21 protein-coding genes are annotated in these 19,870 nt (G+C 43.7%); 17 read left to right on the top strand and 4 right to left on the bottom strand.

Annotated features, from left to right (window positions below; translation table 11 throughout):
• Positions 1 to 12 precede the first annotated feature (12 nt).
• From J3L18_RS27140 to J3L18_RS27110, 7 genes are all read left to right on the top strand, one after another.
• A complete protein-coding gene (locus tag J3L18_RS27140) occupies positions 13 to 960 on the top strand; it encodes a tetratricopeptide repeat protein (RefSeq protein WP_189549169.1) in 948 nt (315 codons plus the stop codon).
• A gap of 123 nt (positions 961 to 1,083) precedes the next feature.
• Positions 1,084 to 1,464 (top strand): glycine cleavage system protein GcvH, encoded by a 381-nt coding sequence (gcvH, locus tag J3L18_RS27135; protein ID WP_090532379.1) that lies wholly within the window; start codon positions 1,084 to 1,086, stop codon positions 1,462 to 1,464.
• Position 1,465: 1 nt separating this feature from the next.
• Positions 1,466 to 1,864 (top strand): VanZ family protein, encoded by a 399-nt coding sequence (locus J3L18_RS27130; RefSeq protein WP_129568954.1) that lies wholly within the window; start codon positions 1,466 to 1,468, stop codon positions 1,862 to 1,864.
• A complete protein-coding gene (locus tag J3L18_RS27125; RefSeq protein ID WP_189549167.1) occupies positions 1,851 to 2,003 on the top strand; it encodes a hypothetical protein in 153 nt (50 codons plus the stop codon). Before J3L18_RS27130 ends, J3L18_RS27125 begins: the two co-directional genes overlap by 14 nt.
• Before the next feature lie 442 nt (positions 2,004 to 2,445).
• A complete protein-coding gene (locus J3L18_RS27120) occupies positions 2,446 to 2,661 on the top strand; it encodes a FeoA family protein (RefSeq protein WP_091167002.1) in 216 nt (71 codons plus the stop codon).
• 10 nt (positions 2,662 to 2,671) lie between these two features.
• Positions 2,672 to 4,786 carry a ferrous iron transport protein B gene (gene feoB / locus J3L18_RS27115; protein WP_129568953.1) on the top strand — a complete coding sequence of 705 codons (2,115 nt, stop codon included), beginning with the start codon at positions 2,672 to 2,674 and terminating at the stop codon, positions 4,784 to 4,786.
• Positions 4,787 to 4,933: 147 nt separating this feature from the next.
• Complete coding sequence (locus tag J3L18_RS27110; RefSeq protein WP_129568952.1) at positions 4,934 to 5,446, top strand: hypothetical protein; 513 nt, start codon at positions 4,934 to 4,936, stop codon at positions 5,444 to 5,446.
• A gap of 268 nt (positions 5,447 to 5,714) precedes the next feature.
• Here the strand turns inward: J3L18_RS27110 and J3L18_RS27105 are convergent, their stop codons facing one another.
• Entirely contained in the window at positions 5,715 to 6,644 is a 930-nt protein-coding gene (locus J3L18_RS27105) for a TIGR01777 family oxidoreductase (RefSeq protein ID WP_129568951.1), read from the bottom strand.
• A gap of 2 nt (positions 6,645 to 6,646) precedes the next feature.
• Positions 6,647 to 7,465: a DCC1-like thiol-disulfide oxidoreductase family protein gene (locus J3L18_RS27100; protein ID WP_129568950.1), complete on the bottom strand. Its 819-nt coding sequence runs from the start codon at positions 7,463 to 7,465 to the stop codon at positions 6,647 to 6,649.
• 312 nt (positions 7,466 to 7,777) lie between these two features.
• On the opposite strand from J3L18_RS27100, the gene J3L18_RS27095 reads away from it, so the two are divergent.
• From J3L18_RS27095 to J3L18_RS27055, 9 genes are all read left to right on the top strand, one after another.
• Complete coding sequence (locus J3L18_RS27095) at positions 7,778 to 8,395, top strand: hypothetical protein (protein WP_129568949.1); 618 nt, start codon at positions 7,778 to 7,780, stop codon at positions 8,393 to 8,395.
• The gene (locus J3L18_RS27090; RefSeq protein WP_129568948.1) at positions 8,392 to 8,694 is read left to right on the top strand and encodes a winged helix-turn-helix domain-containing protein; all 303 of its coding nucleotides are present in this window, start codon (positions 8,392 to 8,394) and stop codon (positions 8,692 to 8,694) included. The genes J3L18_RS27095 and J3L18_RS27090 overlap by 4 nt, the downstream gene beginning before the upstream one ends.
• A gap of 51 nt (positions 8,695 to 8,745) precedes the next feature.
• Positions 8,746 to 8,940, top strand: coding sequence for a hypothetical protein (locus J3L18_RS27085; protein ID WP_129568947.1), 195 nt, complete (start codon positions 8,746 to 8,748; stop codon positions 8,938 to 8,940).
• 361 nt (positions 8,941 to 9,301) lie between these two features.
• Entirely contained in the window at positions 9,302 to 10,453 is a 1,152-nt protein-coding gene (locus tag J3L18_RS27080) for a DUF262 domain-containing protein (protein ID WP_129568946.1), read from the top strand.
• Positions 10,450 to 11,598: a DUF3696 domain-containing protein gene (locus J3L18_RS27075; RefSeq protein ID WP_129568945.1), complete on the top strand. Its 1,149-nt coding sequence runs from the start codon at positions 10,450 to 10,452 to the stop codon at positions 11,596 to 11,598. Before J3L18_RS27080 ends, J3L18_RS27075 begins: the two co-directional genes overlap by 4 nt.
• 1 nt (position 11,599) lies before the next feature.
• Positions 11,600 to 12,373, top strand: a complete 774-nt coding sequence (locus J3L18_RS27070) for a hypothetical protein (protein ID WP_129568944.1) — start codon at positions 11,600 to 11,602, stop codon at positions 12,371 to 12,373.
• A gap of 158 nt (positions 12,374 to 12,531) precedes the next feature.
• On the top strand, positions 12,532 to 12,720 hold the full coding sequence (locus J3L18_RS27065; protein WP_129568943.1) for a hypothetical protein: 189 nt from the start codon (positions 12,532 to 12,534) through the stop codon (positions 12,718 to 12,720).
• 204 nt (positions 12,721 to 12,924) lie between these two features.
• On the top strand, positions 12,925 to 13,344 hold the full coding sequence (locus J3L18_RS27060) for a cobalamin B12-binding domain-containing protein (RefSeq protein ID WP_091166978.1): 420 nt from the start codon (positions 12,925 to 12,927) through the stop codon (positions 13,342 to 13,344).
• Positions 13,345 to 13,349: 5 nt separating this feature from the next.
• Positions 13,350 to 14,132 carry an enoyl-CoA hydratase/isomerase family protein gene (locus J3L18_RS27055; protein ID WP_129568942.1) on the top strand — a complete coding sequence of 261 codons (783 nt, stop codon included), beginning with the start codon at positions 13,350 to 13,352 and terminating at the stop codon, positions 14,130 to 14,132.
• 173 nt (positions 14,133 to 14,305) lie between these two features.
• Here the strand turns inward: J3L18_RS27055 and J3L18_RS27050 are convergent, their stop codons facing one another.
• Positions 14,306 to 15,964 (bottom strand): glutamine--tRNA ligase/YqeY domain fusion protein, encoded by a 1,659-nt coding sequence (locus J3L18_RS27050; protein ID WP_129568941.1) that lies wholly within the window; start codon positions 15,962 to 15,964, stop codon positions 14,306 to 14,308.
• 496 nt (positions 15,965 to 16,460) lie between these two features.
• On the opposite strand from J3L18_RS27050, the gene acs reads away from it, so the two are divergent.
• Complete coding sequence (gene acs / locus J3L18_RS27045) at positions 16,461 to 18,362, top strand: acetate--CoA ligase (RefSeq protein WP_090532845.1); 1,902 nt, start codon at positions 16,461 to 16,463, stop codon at positions 18,360 to 18,362.
• 13 nt (positions 18,363 to 18,375) lie between these two features.
• Here the strand turns inward: acs and J3L18_RS27040 are convergent, their stop codons facing one another.
• A complete protein-coding gene (locus tag J3L18_RS27040) occupies positions 18,376 to 19,692 on the bottom strand; it encodes an amino acid permease (protein ID WP_129571314.1) in 1,317 nt (438 codons plus the stop codon).
• Positions 19,693 to 19,870 lie beyond the last annotated feature (178 nt).

Here is a 19,870-nt window from a genome sequence, read left to right as displayed (position 1 = left end):
GGCTTGTTTATTATGGCCCTCGTGCTTAGCACAGGGTTGGCGCATGCTCAAAATACGGATGTCAATAGTATTATTAAGGAGGGCATCAGGTTTAACAGCGAAAAAAATTATTCGGCGGCTATTGAAAAATACAAAGAGGCACTTACTGCCGAGCCAGATAACGCGCAGGCCAACTACCAGCTGGCCTTCAGCCTCAATGCATCGGGCAAGGGTACGGAAGCGGTACCTTATCTCAACAAAGTGATAAAAACAGGCGGCGACCTAACTGGGCCTGCTTATGAATTAATGGGCAGCATTTATGATACTGCACGTCAACCCCAACAGGCCATCGACGCTTATAAAGAGGGGATCAAATTGAAGCCGAGGTATCAGCCGCTGTATTTTAACCTGGGGATAGCCTATTTCCGCGCGCAAAAATATGCCGATGCCGAGCTGGCTGCCATTGAAGCCATTAAACTCGATCCTAAACATGCTAATAGCCAACGCTTATACGGGCTGGTAACTTTCCACCAAAACAAAAGGGTACCAGCATTGATGGGCCTGTGCAGCTTCCTGCTGCTCGACCCGGAAGGCCCGCGCGCCGACGAAGCTTATACCAACCTTCAAAGTTTACTAAAGGGAGGCGACCTGAAAGCAGGAAAAGCAGATCCGGAAACCCTGTTACTAAATAAAACCCTAAGCACCGCCGTTTCGGTTTCGGGCGGTCAGCTGGAAACCGAATTGAAAAACATTTTTACGGCCGTTGGCAAACTTGGTGAAAAACCAGGCAGACAAACCTTCTTTTGGAATTACTATGCAGCTTTTTTTTATAAGCTGTCACAATCTCAAAGCTTTTCAACGGCGGTTAAATTAATTGGCTTAAGCGCCGATAAAACAACAGGAGCAAAGTGGCTGCAAAACAACGCAGACCAACGGAAGGCCCTGGAAGATTGGATGGCATCTGCCGAAAGAAAGTTTTAATTACAAATTTATCGCCGATAAATCATTGCTATGCCATATAGAAAATGATGATTTTATAATTTACATATCAATAATTGCGAAAGCCAAAGTTTTACTATTTTTGAGCACACAAAATTTAACGACATGAATTTTCCGGCTGAATTAAAATACACCAAAGACCACGAGTGGATTAAGGTTGAAGGCAATGTAGCTACCGTAGGCATCACCGAATTTGCTCAAAGCGAACTGGGCGACATTGTGTATGTTGATATTACTTCATTAGGTAAAGAGGTTGCTAAAGACGAAGTTTTTGGCACCGTTGAAGCAGTAAAAACGGTATCAGACCTGTTTATGCCTGTTGCCGGCACCGTAACCGAAGTTAACCCGGCATTAAATAACCAACCCGAACTGGTTAACACCGACCCATATGGCGAAGGCTGGATGGTAAAGATCACCGTAGCTGATGCTGCCGATGCTGACTCACTTTTATCTGCCGGCGATTATAAAACGGTTATCGGCGTATAAGATGAAGCTGTTTTTAAAATATCATGGGCCCGCTATTTTGTGGGCCTTATTTGTTTTAATTATTTGCTCCATACATCTTGATTCTGTTGATAAATCCCCGATGTTTTTTGAGGGTTTTGATAAGCTAACCCACTGCGGTTTATTTTTCACCCTTATTGTACTGGTTTGTTTTGGCGTTATCAGGCAACAAAAACCACGGCGGATTACGTATACAGGGGCATTCGTGATATGGGCAACCAGCGTATTTTTCGGGGCGCTTATTGAAGTGCTGCAGGCATCTGTTTTCACCTGGCGCAGCGGCGACTGGAACGATCTTTTTTGCGATGTACTTGGAGCTTGTATGGGGATTTTTAGTGTAATGCTAACTGTTGAGGCAATTGGAAAAAATGAAAAAAAATAAACTGGTCATTTTATTGGGCGCGCTGCTCTTAACGGCAGGTTCATCATGCGGCATTTTCCATAAGGGTTGTGGCTGTCCGCATTTCGGGAAAATTAAATCTGCCGACTCCAGATATGCAGATGTGCAAATGATGGCTTAGCCAGGTAAATCTATATCAGCAAAGCACATTTACTATTCAATTTGCGGGTGTTCAATTTTTTAAAGTGTAAACACTTTCAATTATTTTCAAAAAAACATCGCTGATAATCAGCCACTTGATTTCAATGACTATTAGCAAAGTATCAAACATGAACACATCATCATTGATAATCAGCGACTTGTATTTTTCAGAGATTGAACGTTGAACACCCGCTTTTTAAAAATTGAACACTGACATAATCGTGTCAGTAAAGCATTGTCAATACTATTTAAAAACCTGTTTGCATATCCTAAATCTGCCTGTCTGTCCCCCCCTGTATACGTACAAACTTCATACTAAAGTCATTTGTACAACTGCCTATTTAAAATCTGCACATCATAGCAAATCTTATTTGGATTTAATATAAATAAGCTTACATTTGCTACGTTATATATTATAAATGATGAAGCTGTCACAACTGGAAGTAGGCGAAACTGGTATTGTAAAGGAATTTACCGATCTTGAAATGTCAGTAAAACTGATGGAGATGGGCTGTTTACCCGGCGAAGAGGTCCGCATTTCGCGTATCGCTCCACTTGGCGATCCTATTGCCATCAACGTATCTGGCTACCAGCTTAGCTTACGCAGGTTTGAAGCATCCACCATCATTTTGCAGTAGTTTGTAAGCGTTGAAAACCAATATAAGAGTTGCACTTGTAGGAAATCCAAATACCGGTAAATCAACTCTCTTTAATATATTAACCGGGTTAAATCAAAAAATCGGAAACTTTCCGGGGGTTACTGTTGATAAAAAAACAGGCTTTTGTACCCTGCCTGACGGCCGCATGGCCGAAATAATTGACCTTCCGGGTACTTACAGCATCTATCCCAAAAGTAAAGACGAATCCATCGTATTTTCGGTACTGGCCGATAAATCAAAAGGCATGGTGCCCGATCTGGTTGTGGTGATCCTTGATGCATCCAATTTAAAACGCAACCTGCTGCTTTATACCCAGGTTGCGGACCTCAAGATCCCCGTAGTGGTGGCGCTTAACATGGTAGATGTGTCGGACAAGGCGGGCATCAAAATCAATATTGATCTTTTTGCCAAAAAACTGGGCGTTCCGGTAGTCCCTATCTCCGCCAGGAAAAATACAGGCATTGATAAGCTTAAAAGCGCCATAGCTTTTGCCAACAGCGTGCCGCTGCAGCAGGATACTATTGATATCGAAAGCATCGCGCCGGGCATCATAGCGCAAATAAAAGGGGAGATGCAGGTTGAAAATCCATATATAGCCTTGCAACTTGCCCACCAGCACGAAACGCTAAGCTACCTTTCAGCAGCCGAGAGCGACCGGATTGAACAACTGGAGCAGGAGCATTCTTTCCACTCGCAAAAGGCACAGGCTACAGAAACCATCGCCCGGTACAACTTCATCAACGACCTGCTTTACGATACGGTTAAAAAAGCTGAAACGGCGCACGACGAAACCATAAGCAACAAGATAGATAAGATCCTTACCCATAAAGTATTTGGCTTTGTGATCTTCTTCGCCATTTTACTTTTTATTTTCCAGGCTATTTTCTCATGGTCGGAATACCCGATGTCGCTCATCGAAGACCTGTTTATCTGGCTGCAGGCCGGTGCTGCTAAAATACTGCCTGCCGGTCCGCTAAGCAGCCTCATCATAGATGGGGTATTAGCTGGCCTGAGTGGGGTATTGGTATTTATCCCGCAGATCGCCATCCTGTTCGCGCTCATCTCCATTTTGGAAGATACAGGCTACATGTCGCGCGTTACTTTTATGATGGACAAGGTGATGCGCAAGGTAGGGCTTAATGGCAAATCAGTAGTACCCCTTATCGGCGGTTTTGCCTGCGCTGTACCGTCTATCATGAGTACCCGCACTATCGAAAACTGGAAGGACAGGATGATCACCATTATGGTGACCCCGTTGGTGGCATGTTCGGCCCGTTTACCGGTTTATACCCTGCTTATCGCGTTGGTAGTGCCCAACCGCAACGTTTGGTGGATCTTTAACCTGCAGGGGTTGGCGCTTACAGCCATGTATGTGCTCAGCATCTTTTCGGCTGTTATTGTGGCTTTTGTGATGAAGTTTATCCTCAAAGCCCGCGAACGCGGTTATTTTATTATGGAACTGCCCGTGTACCGCATGCCAAGGTGGAAAAACGTGATCTTTACCATGTATGACCGTTCAAAAACGTTCGTACTGCAGGCCGGTAAAGTGATCATAGCGGTTTCAGTGATCCTGTGGGTAATGAAATCATATGGCCCCGGCGACAGGTTTGCGCAGATAGATAAACAATACGCCCAGCCCAAATATACCAAAACCATGACACCGGACAGTCTGACGAAGGTTATCGCATCCGAAAAACTGGAAAACTCATACGCCGGCGTATTTGGTCATGTTATTGAACCCGTTATTAAACCCCTTGGCTTCGATTGGAAGATAGGTATAGCCCTCATCAGCTCCTTCGCTGCCCGCGAGGTATTTGTGGGTACCATGGCCACGATTTACAGCGTGGAGGGCGATGCCGATAAGATGCAATCGGTTCAGCAAAAAATGCACGAGGCTAAAAATCCGCAAACCGGAGAGCCGGTGTTTACCTTAGCGGTGGCTTTCTCCCTCATGATGTTTTATGCCTTCGCCATGCAATGTGCCAGTACAGTGGCCGTTGTTTACCGCGAAACCAAAGACTGGCGCTGGCCCGCTGCCCAGTTTGCCTATATGACCGCGCTGGCTTATACGGCGAGCTTTATCGTATACCATTGGCTCAAGTAATTTTAGTTAGTCCATGGTCGATAGTCCATAGACAATGGTAAAAGGAGTAGCCGATGTTCGAGGCCGCTGACTTTGAATAGCGAAGTATATTATTGGCTGAAGCAGGCTTAAAATTATTACCTTAACCAAGGTTTTTTATATTGTTACATGCCAATTTTTGAAACAAAATTCAACTATCCGCTATATTTCTGCTTATTGATAATAAGTATTGTTTTCTGCTCACTTTTATTGGGATTTTTACTCGCCGTACCGCAAATTATACAGGATGAAGGTCTTTTAACCGGAGCCGGAATAATGCTTGCCGGACTATTAATGTTTGGCTACTTTTCGGCACAGTCTATAGAAACGATCTCGACTATTCGTTATGGGATTATAATTACCGAAAATAAAATCATTTTAAAAGACTATATGTTTTGGCAAAACCAAGATATAACTAACCAAATAAAAGGCTACAGCTCATCTTTTTATGGCCACAAAAACGATATCAAATGTATCATCATCTATCTCCAAAATAAAAAACACATCAATTTACCACGTTATTTATATTGGAATTACAGTAAAATAGAACCAGCATTGAATCTCCGTGAAATCCCATTTTTAGGCAACGAACTATTTTACTCAAAAAACATAATTTTTCGAGCCTATCGTTTTGATGAATGATATGACCCTGTAACAAATGCATTGCTGTTCGACGTCCCCGATCTCGAATCCATGTGTTTGTACTTTGTAACTACGCTATGTTCAGTAATATCTGTTGTTATTCTTATTCAGTCATAGAACAATAACAAAAAATCTATGAACCATCAACTATGATCTATGAACCATAAAAAACCCTTATTTATTCAGACTACAGGCACAGCCATCTGAAGTCAGAGACGTTGGACAGCGTCAAACGAGTAACATCACGCGTTGACACATGAGCAACCCGCTACCTATTCAAACTCAAAATATCATGCACCGCATGCTCCGCTTTTTCATATTGAAATTTAAACCCACTATCCAGTAAACGCTTAGGCATTACCCACCGGCTTTTTAATATCAGTTCGGTTTCGGTGCCGATTACCATGGCGCCAACTTCCAGCAGCCACTGAGGGGCAGGTAAACCGAAAGGCGCACCATAAGCCTTGCGGATAATCTGCATCATATCAGTATTCTTTACGGCTTCAGGGGCAGTGCAGTTAAATATGCCATTTAATTCGGGGTGGTCTAACAGCCATTGGGTGCTCCGGGCTACATCATGCTCATGCACCCAGGCTATGTATTGCTGCCCATCGCCTTGTTTGCCGCCGAGGCCAAACCTAACCAGGTTAAGCAACCGCGGAAAAACGCTGTCGCTTCGGCCTAACACAATGCCCATGCACAGGGCAATTTTACGGGTATGGGGCGTATCTGTTTTAAAGAAAGTGTTTTCCCAGATGTTGCAAACATCAATAGAAAAGCCATAACCAATCTCACCGGTATCCTCATCCTGCGGACGGTCTTCGGCGTGGCGGTAAATGGTGGCAGAAGTTACATTGATCCAAACCTTTGGCGGGTTTTCCATCTTATGGATCACCCTGCCTAATAGTTCGGTAGGTACTACCCTTGAACGGATGATCTCCCGCTTGTTCTTTTCGGTGTAGCGGCAGTTTACATTTTTGCCGCACAGGTTAATCAGCATATCGGCACCGGCAAGGTGAACCGTCCATCCCCCTTCGGTTTCGCCATCCCAAACAGCGGTATGTACGTTGCCATCAACAGGTTTTTGTTTGCGGGCCAGGATGATCACCTCGTCTGCCAAATCGCGGTAGTATTTGGCCAGTACGGTACCGAGATAACCATTGCCGCCGGCCAGTACGATTTTTTTATAAGCTTTCATGATCAGTTAAGGTTTAAAATAAGTAATAATAAAACGATACGATAAGTTACCCAGGTAACGGTGAGTACCCAGCCAAGCCCAAGCAATTTGGTACGGCGGATGTGTTCAAGGAACATTAAACCTGCTACCGCCATAAAATACAGGGTGTAAATCAGCGGGCCGAATTGAAAAAAGTGATTTACAACCAACCCCATCAGCAGTAATAAGCTGCCTGCAAAAGAGATGGTCATCATGTTGCCGAGGTAGGTCCACAGGTTACGGCGGTCAAAGCTGCATATAGCTGCTCCCTGGAAAAGGATCTGCCCGCCGCAGATCAGGTACTCACGATAGGGGCTGCCTAAAGGAACAATCCCCCTAAGCAGATGTGCATAAGCGGTAAGTATAAACCCTGTACAAAACCAGGTGAAAAGCAAATACAATAAACGATAATGCAGCTTAAACGTAGGCTGGTATTCGAAGCCGGTTTCGGCAGCAGGGATAATTACCCTCCTGTTGTATGATATAAAAGCATAAACCTTGCTCATGAGCCAGATGAATGGTTTAAAAGCAAATAAGGGAGTAAATACAGGCCAGGTATTGGCAATTATTTTGAAAAGGCTTTTAACACCGTAGGTAACCTCGCCGCTTTTTAGGTTAATTAAGGCTATTTCGTTAACAGCCCTTTGCCTGTCATAAACAGGGCAGGTACCTGCATGTGCTTCCTGGTACGCAGCGCGGCCATCAGCATCAAGCATCCCTGTTTTTACAAAGGCACCGGTATAAGCACGGCACATCGGGCATTCTGCATCAAACAGGATCATGTGGTTCTTGAGCGTTTTCATAATTTTCAGTGTTTTCTGAAACAAATATACAATACATTTTAAATTTTCAATAAATACTGAAAATTAAATTAAGTATGCCGACGTGTTAACTCGCCCCGACATCGCTGCGCTTGTCACCCCTCTCTACGCAAGCGTAAAGAGGGGTTTTTCTTTTTTTCCTGCCCTCTTTCCGCCGAAGGCGAAGAGAGGGTGGTCCAGCGTAGCGCAGACCGGGTGAGTTAACTATGCGCGATGCAAATAATTTGAGAAAACTCAATCCCCCTCTTGCAAAATCAAATCTTATATATAACTTTGAACAACAAAGTACTTTTGATGAAAGAACAAGATATTCATGCAGAGTTAAGTTCCATCCGCGACCTGATGGAGCGTTCGGCCAAGTTTATTTCGCTTAGCGGCCTTTCGGGTGTGATGGCGGGCATCTATGCCTTCGCCGGCGCCGGCATAGGATACAGTTTGCTGCAGGGCGAGTATACTACCCTCAGGGAGCGCCATACTTACAATGAAGAAGTGCTGATCATAAAATTATTTATCGTAGCAATCGCGGTGCTTGTACTGTCCATTGGCACGGGGATCTGGCTATCGGTACGCAAGGCTAAAAAAAACGGTCAGCCATTTTGGAGCGCCGGCAGCAAACGCCTGCTCATTAATATGGCAATCCCATTGGTAAGCGGCGGTTTATTTACTATTATACTTGTTTATCGTGGTTATTATGGTGTTGTGGCACCTGTTACATTGATATTTTACGGTATGTCGTTAGTCGCAGGCAGCCATTATACATATTCGGGTATTAGGAGCTTGGGGATATTGGAGATTTTATTAGGTTTGCTGTGTGCTGTAATGCCGGGTTACGGCTTAATTTTCTGGAGTCTGGGTTTCGGCCTGCTCCACATTATTTATGGTACAGTAATGCATTTTAGATACGATAAGTGAAGATATCATTAGATCAGTTTGATAAAGCCTTTGAAAACCGCATTCGCCTGCAAATCATGAGCGTATTGGTTGCTAATGAAAGCTACGACTTTAACTCGCTTAAAGAATTGCTTAACCTTACCGACGGTAACCTGGCATCGCACCTGAAAGCGCTGGAGAAGGAAGAGTACATCCAGGTGGAGAAAACTTTCATAGGCCGCAAACCCAATACACGTTACCTGACATCCGAAAAAGGCCGGGCAGCTTTCCGGCTGCACCTCCTCGCCCTCGAAAATTTGATCAAACAACAAAAACTGTAATTTTTTTTATTTATAAACTTTGAAATATAAAGTACTTTTAATTTACAAAACATGAAAAACCTTAAAGCAATTTTATTTGAAGATAGTACCGTTAAACCTGGCCTAATCCTAATCACTATATCTGCCGGGCTCCTCCTTATGGAGGGGGCCGGCCTTTTTGAACTCACCGAAGGAACTGCTTTTGGTGCTTTTTGCTTCAATTACTCCGCCTCACTTGTGTTTTTCTTTGTGGTGATATATAAATGATTCAGGCGCTTACATTATTGGGTGCTCCTCCTGGCGCTTTGGTTCATCAGCGCGTTCGCACTTAACCTGAGCATCCCTGTTTTCAACACTTCGGTTATCTGTAGAGATACAAATAAAATTGCCCCTCCAATGGAACGTCCGTCTGAGTTAAGAGTTAAAAAAAGAGGAAAATGTTAAATAACTAGGCTTCCAAAAGGAAACCCAAAACGATTGCTAAAATATACTACTTTAGCTTATACATGTAAAAGATAGCCTTCCTTTGAAAGGAATCACTTACTTTATGGACTGGTAGTTTTTCCATAACGAACAAATTGCATTATACTTATTTATATATTTACGTTGGTTAACCCATTGCAGAAACATGATTGAATCAACAGAACCTTCTGAGCCAGTTGAACAAGAAGAGGGTAACGAAAATGTACCTAATGATAATCCATTTAATCCCAATGACATTAGTATAAGCATTGTGCCTAGGACAATTGGGCAGTTGGTTGAAATGTTAGAATACGACGAGATTCTTATTCCCAAATATCAGCGTCTACCTAATTTGTGGAAGCCAAAAACCAAAAGTAGGTTTATTGAGTCATTGATGCTAAATCTACCTATACCCTTATTCTATTTTGACGAAGGGGCCGATAAAAAGTGGCGGGTGATTGACGGTTTACAAAGAATAAGCACACTGGAGCATTTTATACTAGCGGGTACTAAACAAAATACGATAAGCTCGAACCGTGAACCATTTCGATTGCAAAACTTAGAATTTAGATCAGAGTTTGATGGTCGACTTTACACTGAATTACCTAGAGATATCCAACGTAGGATATCAACGAGTCAAGTAACAATTAATCTTATTGGTAAAGGCACTCCTGATCAGGTGAAATACAATATTTTTAGCAGGATCAATCAAGGTGGGATACAACTGGAAACTCAAGAGATTAGAACGGCACTTTTTCAAGGTTACCAGATCGATTTTTTGGAGGAACTTGTTTCCCCCGATACCGATGAAGGTAAATCATTCCTTAAAGCAACGGATAATTCAATCCCTAGCGAAAGGCAGCAGGATCTAGACTTCGTTACTAGATTTGTAACTTTCTTCTTGATGGATTATGAGAGCTATGAGCCTGACATGGATTCTTATCTAACTAAAGGAACAATTGCAATACCGCGGTCAGAAACTGAACAATTAAAAATAAAACAATCTTTCAAAAACGCCATGGAACTTGCTTTTGATATTTTTGGACGAGATGCTTTTAGGAAAAGAACCAATATTAATGATAAACGTAAACCGATTAACAAACCACTATTCGAAACCATAAGTGTTAGGTTCTCTAAGTTATCTGATAGCAAGAGGCTAGAACTTAGGTCCCGCCGGGAATCTTTCTTAGAACAATTTAGAAACCTTCAACTTCAAAGTAAGTTCTGGGCGTCAATTACTACTGGAACAGCAACTAAAGATCGCGTTAAACAAAGACATGAGGACTTTATCGAATTAATTAGATACTATACACTATGATAAGGGAGCTAGAACTTATTAATTTTAAATCCCATAAAAACTCGACATTAAAGATGGGGAACCTAACGCTTCTTTGTGGTTCAAACGGAGTAGGGAAATCATCGGCAATACAAGCGACTTTACTTTTGAGAGAATCATTTTTAGGAAACTCAAACTTCGACTACCTTGACCTCAAATCCAATCCTATTAATATAGGAACAGCAAAGGATGCGATTTATGAATTTGCGGAGAGTAACGCAATTGGCATAAATGTCCAAACCGATAACATTAAATTAGAATACAGATTTGAAGCAGTTAAAGAATCTGATCTCGTTAAAACCTTAATGAAGAAATCTGAAGAGTTTGATCACATTTCAGATAAAGAATTACTTTCCAAGGAAAACCTATTCGATAAACATTGCCAATTTATAAGTGCAGCACGTATGGGGCCACAAGCAATCTATCAAAAAGATGATGTAGTTGTTGGCATCTATAATCAGATTTCTGTTTTAGAGGGGCGAGCTGAACACTTTGTACATTTTCTTATGGAAAATGCGGACATGGATGTCTTGGAAAGTTTACGTAATAATAACATTGATTCAACAGACCTTTTTTATCAAACTACAGCTTGGGAACGTGAAATCAGCGAAGGCGTAAATATAATTGTCGAAGATATTGGAAATCTCGGATACGAATTAAAATATCAGTTTTCAACAGAGTCGAAAGAGGGCCGGACGGCTGCGTTTAAATCAATAAACGTTGGTTTCGGCTTATCATATGTAATGCCAATTTTAGTTGCGATTCTTTCTGCTCCATCCGGTGCACTCATTTTTATTGAGAATCCAGAAGCACATATCCACCCTAATGGTCAAGCGAAACTCGCCGAACTGATTTGTTTAGCTGCACAAGCTGGCGTACAACTAGTAGTAGAAACTCATAGCGATCATATAGTTAATGGAATTTTAGTGCAAAGCAAGAGATTTGAAGAAACTAGTAAAGGGATAGATAAGGCATTAGTATCGATTTATCATTTCGAAAGAAACGAAATTGAACATCTGAGCGTACCTACCAAGATAAAAATTGAAGAAGGAGGCAAAATTAAATATGCACCAAAGGGTTTCTTTGATCAGTTCACAATTGACAGAAAATTCTTAATGGGGTTTTAAAATGTATCATGATCTTAACTTTTATGTCGATTTGAATTGGGAACATTATGTAAACCAACAGCAAAATTTTTTAAGTGATCTTTATAAAATGATTCGGCTCGCCTATTCACATCAATCGAATGTTTATTATTCAAGAGAGCAACTATCAGATTTTATTCACCACTGTACTGATTTAGACGAAAACTTCACGGCATCGATAGGGAATCAACTATCAGTAGTTTTGGAGAATGCTTCGGCTGTAAGTAATCATAATTATGTCTTATTCTCCGTTCAATTTGCAGAAGAAGGTTCTCATCTTATTTATGCCCCCTATGCGGCGCTTCAATTTGTACAGGAAAATGATAAAGTATGTCTATTATCCTTAAATGGGGCCCCCGGAAATGTTCAACGCTTAAAAGTTTCGGCAGGCAATTTCGAAAAGCTTGACTGTCAGATTATTAACAATTCGACCGCCGTTATTCAGTGGTTTGCGGATATTGGCGAACCGCGAGTATTCCATTTTTCCAATAAACATGGTGAAAATGGCGTTGGTCACTGGCCATCAGCAGCCCCATTGTTATGCAGTCGAGAACAGGCACAAAATCTATTAAACGAAGCTATTGCAGACTTTGCAGTAAAGAAAAGGTTTTTTAAATACGATGAGGACTTCAATACTTACATTGAATTTTTTTACGAAGGCGATAACACTCAGAAACAGTGGCATGGTTTTCATATAACGGTAGACGAATGGCCTAGAAGAGTTCCAAATTCAGTCAGAATTTTTTTTAATAGGTAATCTCTCAGCCGCAAAGGGGGCTAAGCTGCTTTACCTGGTGAATGTGAATGCCGCTACAGAGACAGCATTGCTAAAGGCCGTGAAGAATTTGCCGGCTATTAAGCAATGATACTTACCACCTTCCCGAATAACGATCGGGGAAATTTCCGGAAAGAACCATGATGAAGTACGAAATATATTTTAGAGATGATGCGCGAAGGGCTGCGTTAGTGATAGGAGCGGATACCGGCTTGTGGCTAATGCCGGTGCAGTATGAGCGTATAGCACGGGCCGCAGGCAACGCCCATATTTATAAATCGATCAAAAAACTAACTCAAGATCAAGCCATTATCAATAAACTTGCTTAAAAATGAGAAAAATTGTAGGGATGCATAATTGCGTCTCCTGAAGGACAAGCCGATTTCAAAAGCACCTCAGCTGCCGTAAATTGCACGTGTGAGATGCAATTATGCATCTCTACATTCAAAAACTATCGTTTTAAACAGCCTATAATAAACACAAACAACTTCCATAATTTTCTTATTACTTTTACAAAAACCAATAGGTTATTCATGAGTAATACCTTTAACCGACCAATCCGTGTTTTAGTTGCCAAAGTAGGGCTCGATGGCCATGACCGCGGCGCGCGCATTATTGCCACTTCGCTGCGCGATGCAGGTATGGAAGTTATTTATACCGGGCTACGCCAAACCCCCGAAATGGTGGTGAACACTGCCCTGCAGGAGGATGTGGACGCCATTGGCATTTCTATACTTTCGGGCGCACACATGACGGTATTTCCGCGCATCATTAATCTTATTAAAGAGAAAAAAATGGATGATGTTTTGGTTACCGGCGGTGGTATTATTCCGCATGAAGATATGCTCGAGTTGCAAAAACTGGGCGTTGGCGAGCTTTTTCCGCCCGGCACCAGTACGCAGGATATTGTAAAATATATAACCGGTTGGGTACATGAACACCGCAATTTCTAATACCTATGGAATTTCAAAATTTACTGATAGCAAACAAGGGCCGCGTTCAACAAATCACCATTAACCGCGAAAGCAAACTGAACGCTCTTAATAAAGATACGCTGGCCGAACTGCATAGCGCTTTTACCCTGGCTTTCCAAAATCCGGAGGTTGGTGGTATCATCATTACCGGAGCCGGACCAAAAGCATTTGTTGCCGGGGCAGATATCAGTGAGTTTGCAGCGCTGAATATTGAAGGAGGTGCACAGCTTTCGCGTACAGGCCACACCGCAGTTTTTGATTTAATAGCCAACGGCAGCAAGCCGGTAATAGCAGCGGTAAATGGGTTTGCTTTGGGCGGTGGGCTCGAACTGGCCATGGCCTGCCACATCCGCATAGCATCTGACAATGCTAAAATGGGCCTGCCTGAAGTAACTTTAGGGCTGATCCCCGGTTATGGGGGTACACAGCGCCTTACCCAACTGGTTGGCAAAGGCAAAGCAATGGAAATGATCCTTACGGCAGATATGATCACTGCTGCCGATGCCCTGCAATATGGCCTGGTTACCCACGTAACAACTGCTGAGGAACTCCTTATAAAAGCCGAAGAGATCCTGAATAAAATATTATCCCGTGCCCCTTTAGCCCTTGCGGCAGCTATCCGCAGTATCAATGCCGCTTATACCGATGGCATTAATGGCTATGAAACTGAAATAACCGAGTTTGGCAAATGCTTCGGCACAAAAGATTTTAAAGAAGGCGTAGCAGCTTTTATGGAAAAACGGAAGGCTGAATTTAAAGGGAATTAGAAGCTAAAAGCTATGCCGTTGTTGTCGTCACGGATGTCCGGAACACAAAAAACATGTCATTGCGAGGAGGAACGACGAAGCAATCGCATGCTATACAGGGCGGATATGCTTCCGTGCGATTGCCACGCTTCGCTCGCAATGACATGATTTTTTTAAGCGGGGCCGAGGGGCGATTACTTTTTACCCCAGCCGTCCTTCAATGTAACGGTGCGGTTAAACACCAGTTTATCCTGAGTCGAGTTTTTATCTAAAGTAAAATAACCTTTACGCATAAACTGAACCGGCTTGCCTAACTCGGCATTAACTAAATCTGGTTCAATGTATACGGTTGATAATACATGCAGGCTGTTAGGGTTGATATAATCTTTAAAGTCGCCATCCTCATTTGAAGGGTCTTCAACCTGGAATAAACGGTCGTATAACCTCACCTCGGCAGTTTTGGCGTGTTCAACACTCACCCAGTGGATGGTGCCTTTTACATTAATGCCGCTGGTATCATGGCCTGATTTTGATTCGGGCAGATAGCTACAATGGATCTCGGTGATGTTACCATCGGCGTCTTTCACAATGCTTTCACCTTTAATGATATAAGCGTTTTTTAGGCGCACCATCAGCCCGATACCTAAACGGAAGAATTTTTTAGGCGCAACCTCCATAAAGTCCTCACGCTCTATCCACAACTCACGGCCAAACGGAATATCCCTGCCGCCATCTCCACCTTCAACTTCGGGGTTGTTTTCGCCGTGCATTATTTCGGTTTCGCCTTCAGGATAATTATCCAGGATCAGCTTAACCGGATCAAGCACAGCCATACGGCGCCATGCGGTTTTGTTCAGGTCCTCGCGGATACAAAATTCCAGCAAGCCAACATCTATCATGTTTTCGCGTTTGGCAACGCCAATACGCTCGCAAAACTCACGGATAGAAGCAGGAGTATAACCACGGCGGCGTAAACCACTGATGGTAGGCATCCGCGGATCGTCCCAGCCATCAACATAGTTTTCGTTAACCAGTTGCAGCAATTTGCGCTTGCTCATTACCGTATAGTTAAGGTTTAAGCGGGCAAACTCGTATTGTTTTGACGGGAAAATATTCAGTTTTTCAATAAACCAATCGTACAATGGACGGTGAGGTACAAACTCCAGCGTACAGATAGAGTGCGTGATCTCTTCAATAGCATCCGATTGCCCGTGAGCAAAATCATACATCGGGTAAATACACCATTTATCGCCTGTACGATGGTGATGAGCGTGTTTAATACGGTACATCAATGGGTCGCGCAGGTGCATGTTGGGCGATGCCAGGTCAACCTTTGCACGCAGTACTTTCGCGCCGTCGGGGTATTTGCCATCTTTCATATCGGCAAACAGCTGCAGGTTTTCCTCTACGGAGCGACTGCGGTATTGGTTTGGCGTGCCCGGTTCGGTAGGTGTACCTTTCTGGGCGGCTATTTCTTCGGCTGTGCTGTCATCAACATAGGCCAGGTTATTTTTGATCAGTTCAACGGCAAAGGCATACAGCTGATCGAAATAATCAGAAGCATAAAGCTCATTGGCCCAATCAAAGCCAAGCCATTTTACATCTTCCTTAATACTGTCAACATATTCAACATCCTCCTTAACAGGGTTGGTATCGTCAAAACGGAGGTTGGTAAGGCCATTGTATTTTTTTGCCAAACCAAAGTTAAGGCAAATTGACTTGGCATGACCAATATGCAGGTAACCATTAGGTTCGGGCGGGAAACGGGTAAGTACACGGTTGTCGTTTTTACCGGCAGCCAAATCTTCTTCAACAATTTCCTCTATAAAGTTCAGTGATCTTTCTTCGCTCATAAATTAGTATAGCAATATGAGCAAAAGTAACAAAATTTTAGGCGGCTGTGCGCATTATCATAGCATATTCGGTTGTGTATTATTGGCCAATCAAAACAGGAAGCCATGCCGGATTTATCGGTGCCCCACATGCCGTGTATCCAATGCAAGGAGATGGCCTCCCAATCGGGTTTATAACATGGGCGTTGCCTGCGGCCCGGGCTTTCCGTTGCAAGTCCTCGCTTTGCCCCTACGCTCCCCCTCGTTCGCTGCGGGCTTTCCACTTCTATCCCTAACGCGCCTCCTGCACAAACCAATAACAATACCAAAATCTAAAGCCTGCAATTGTCCAATTCTTACTTTTTAAAATATTTTAAAAAGTAAGAATTTTAATATATACATCACACATAAATTATTAAATTACGCCCACCATTTAAACCAGCATGAAACTTGGTACGGAGGACAAAAAACAAACAATTTAAACCCGGAACAGCTTCATCAACCAAACAACCAACCGATGAAAATTACATCATTTGAAGAGTACAAAAAAGTTTACCAGCAAAGTGTTGAGCAGCCCGAGCAGTTTTGGGCCGGCATTGCCGATAATTTTTTATGGCAAAAAAAGTGGGACACCGTACTGGACTGGAACTTTAAGGAGCCTAAGATCAAATGGTTCCAGGGTGCAAAACTCAATATAACCGAAAACTGTCTCGACCGTCACCTCGAAACTCTTGGCGATAAACCCGCTATCATCTGGGAACCTAACGACCCGGAAGAGGATCACCGCATTTTAACATACCGCCAGTTGCATGATAAAGTGTGCCAGTTTGCCAACGTACTTAAAAACAACGGCGCAAAAAAAGGTGACCGTGTTTGTATTTATATGCCCATGATCCCCGAGCTGGCTATTGCTGTTTTGGCTTGTGCGCGTATCGGTGCTATCCACTCGGTAGTGTTTGGTGGTTTTTCTGCACAGTCCATTGCCGATAGGATCAACGATGCCGAGTGCAACATCGTGATCACCTGCGATGGCGGCAAGCGCGGCAATAAGGAAGTTCCGCTTAAAACTGTGATTGATGATGCTTTGGTACAATGCCGCTCGGTTAAAAAAGTTATTGTGCTTACCCGCAGCCGCACGCCGGTATCCATGATCAAAGGCCGCGATGTTTGGTGGGAAGATGAGATCAAAAAAGTGGAAACACAAGGTAACCCAAGCTGCCCTGCCGAGGTAATGGATGCTGAAGATATGCTCTTCATCCTGTACACATCTGGCTCAACGGGTAAACCCAAAGGGGTGGTACATACCTGCGGCGGCTATATGGTTTATACAGGTTATACTTTTGCCAACGTATTCCAGTACAACCAGGGCGAGGTATATTTCTGTACTGCCGATATCGGCTGGATCACCGGTCACTCTTATATCGTATATGGCCCGCTTTCGCAGGGGGCTACCACGCTGATGTTCGAAGGGATCCCAACTTATCCTGATTGTGGTCGTTTCTGGGAGATTGTAGATAAATTCAAAGTAAACATATTATATACCGCGCCAACAGCTATCCGCTCACTGATGAGTTTCGGGCTGGATAACGTAAATAATAAAGACCTAAGCTCGCTTAAAAAATTGGGCTCTGTAGGTGAGCCTATCAATGAGGAAGCATGGCATTGGTTTGATGACAATATCGGCAAAAACCGCTGCCCGATTGTTGACACCTGGTGGCAAACCGAAAATGGCGGTATCATGATTTCTCCTATCGCCGGTATTACCCCAACCAAACCGGGGTATGCCACCTTACCATTACCAGGCGTACAACCTGTTTTGGTTGACGAAAACGGTAAAGTGATTGAAGGCAATGGCGTAAGCGGCAACCTGTGTATCAAATTTCCATGGCCGGGCATGCTGCGTACTACTTATGGCGATCATGAGCGCTGCCGCACCACTTACTTCGCCACTTACGAAAACATGTATTTCACCGGGGATGGCTGTCTGCGCGATGAGGATGGCTATTACCGCATTACCGGTCGCGTGGATGACGTATTGAACGTATCCGGTCACCGTATAGGCACTGCCGAAGTGGAGAATGCCATCAACATGCATAGCAGCGTAGTTGAATCGGCAGTTGTTGGTTATCCGCATGACATTAAAGGCCAGGGTGTTTATGCCTATGTGGTGAGCCCTGATAAACATGGCGATGAGGACATTACCCGCAAGGATATCATCATGACGGTATCACGTATCATTGGCCCGATAGCCAAACCGGATAAGATCCAGTTTGTAACCGGCTTGCCAAAAACACGTTCGGGCAAGATCATGCGCCGCATTTTGCGCAAGATAGCCGAGGGCGATACCTCAAACCTGGGCGATACCAGTACTTTGCTTGATCCGGCAGTAGTTGACGAAATCAAAGCAGGGGCTTTGTAATATTTAAGAAAAACTAATTCGCATTTTTGGTAAATGCGGCCCAAACATAAAACGGGATCCCGGCCATCAGCAGTAAAAAGCCGTAATATACAGCCTCCTGCCCGGCTCCCGAAATAGCCCAAAGCGCATAGGCAAAAGCCAGCATAGCCAGTGCTATAGCTCCGGCCCAGCCGCCCGCCTTTGGGCTTTTTCGTACCCGGATAACCAGGTAAGCCGCTGCCGATAACAAATAGGGAATCAAAACGCTCAACAGCGAAAGCAGCAGCAGAAATTTAAATTGTGTTACCAGGCCTTTGGTATAATTCATGGCCATAAACAGCGATACCATAATACTGCTGATGATAATACCCATATAAGGTACCCCCTTTTTATTAGTGCGGCTGAATATCGGCGGGAAAAGTTGATCTTTTGAAATGGCATAAGGCACTTGTCCTTGTAGCAATGTCCACCCGTTCAGTGAACCGAAAGCGGCGATGGCAATACCGGCGCTAACCCAGTAGCGGGCGCTGCTGCCGTAGATGATCACCGCGGTATCGGCATAAGGGGTAAGTGATTTTTGCAGCTGCGCCGCCGGGATAATACCGATCACGCTTACACTCCCCAGTATATAGATAAAGGTGGTAATAAGCAGTCCCAGCATAGTTGCCCTGGCCACTGTTTTTTCGGGATTGGCCACGCTGCCCGACGGTACGGTGGCGCTTTCAATACCAATAAACGCAAACATGGTCATAGTAGCGGTTGCCTGCAGGGCGCTGACTATGCCTGTCCCGCTGGCGTTAAAAGGTTCAAAGTTTGCCGCCTTGATGAAAAACAAACCGCCGATAGCTACCAGCAGCAGTGGTAACACCTTTAAAATAGTGGTAACCAATTGCAGCTTGCCACCGGTAACGACGCCCAACGTATTGATATAAGCTAATAACCAGATAGAACATAAACCGGTAATCACAGCAATAACACTGCTGCTTCCCAATATTGGAAAAAAGGTACTTAAGGCGCTCACAAACGAGATAGTAATAGCCGCGTTGGCACAGGCCACAGCAAGGTAATATCCCCAGGCCACTAAAAATCCAATGAAATCGCCCAGCCCGTCGCGGGTGTAGGCATACGGGCCGCCGGTAGCATGTGGCAACAGCTTGCTCAGGTTGCTGAAAACCTTCGCTAAAAAGAACGAGCCTATTGCCGAGAACACCCAGCCCAGCAAACCAATACTCCCGAACGAAGCCATAGCCGCTGGCATCAGGAAAATGCCTGCACCAATCATATTGCCAATCACCAGCGAAGTACTGGTCCACAGGCCTAATTTGTTTTTTTCGGGATGTGTTTCGGGCATGGATCTTTTGTTTTGTTGAAAAGATAGGACTTTTTGGGATAATATGATATCCTTACATCCGGCCCATGTTATAATATTTAGTCTCTCAGGCAATAAAAATGAATCTTCCTAAACATTTACCTGCAAAATCGCTTTTATAGCAGGACATTGCCGTTTAATACCAATCCTGCATTTAGAT

Source organism: Mucilaginibacter gossypii (assembly GCF_017569325.2).
GTDB classification, from domain to species: Bacteria; Bacteroidota; Bacteroidia; order Sphingobacteriales; family Sphingobacteriaceae; genus Mucilaginibacter; species Mucilaginibacter gossypii.
Note: the sequence above shows the minus strand (reverse complement) of the source record. Positions and strands in the feature narration are given on the sequence as shown.